Genomic DNA, 765 nt, shown 5'->3' with positions numbered 1-765 from the left:
TCCACATGCGGCCTGATGACCTGTACTGGCGCGCCATCGTCGAGCTCAAAAACCGTGCGAAGCGATTCATGCCGCCGCGTCAGCTCCTCAAAAACCGCCCCTATCCGTGCAGCGCTGATCCCCTCGCCCTTCAGACGCAGCGCCAGCGGCATGTTGTAGGCTGTGCTGTCCTGGTCGTATTGATCCAAAAACCAGAGACGCTGCTGCGCAGGTGAAGCCGCGGCTCTTGCCAAATTTAACGAGGCAATTAACGGAATGGCATCACTAGCTCTCTGATAGGATCGCAACGCAGAGACGATAGCCGATTTGTTAGTGCGTATCAGGTTGCGAATTTCTGAGCTAATTACACCTGGTTTTGCATGAGCAACAAGCTCGTCATTTTCTCTGAGAGTAAACGTCACTCCCAGTTCAACCAAAATTTCTAAGGGGGTGCGGACCTTATCCATCAAAATATCTCTGATTCAAGATCACTATTCACTGTCACCCCGCTAAGTTGCGAAGCGATAATTGTACCATCAATGATTTTTGCTAAACCCTCAAGAGTGGGATTCAACAAAAACTCATCCAGGCGAATTTCGGTTGTGAAGTTCTTGAGGATTACATTTCTAATTTGTATAGCCAGGAGCGAATGTCCGCCGAGTTCGAAGAAGTTGTCGTGGATGCCGACCTGTTCGAGGCCGAGCACGTCGCACCAGATGCGGGCAAGCGCCTGTTCGGTCGGCGTGCGCGGGGCGACATAGTCCTGCGACCTGTAGCCGCCGCCAT

At 52.2% G+C, this 765-nt stretch carries 2 protein-coding genes; both read right to left on the bottom strand.

The features are described 5' to 3' along the window. The coding region (locus tag AC1DNW_RS35420; RefSeq protein WP_477855813.1) for a condensation domain-containing protein at positions 1 to 446 on the bottom strand (446 nt) is incomplete at its 3' end. After that, the coding region (locus tag AC1DNW_RS35415; RefSeq protein WP_477855811.1) for a phosphopantetheine-binding protein at positions 446 to 765 on the bottom strand (320 nt) is incomplete at its 5' end. The genes AC1DNW_RS35420 and AC1DNW_RS35415, both read right to left, overlap by 1 nt.

The sequence above is a fragment of the Rhizobium sp. 05L429 genome, from assembly GCF_056397645.1.
This window is presented reverse-complemented; position numbering and strand designations above follow the sequence as displayed.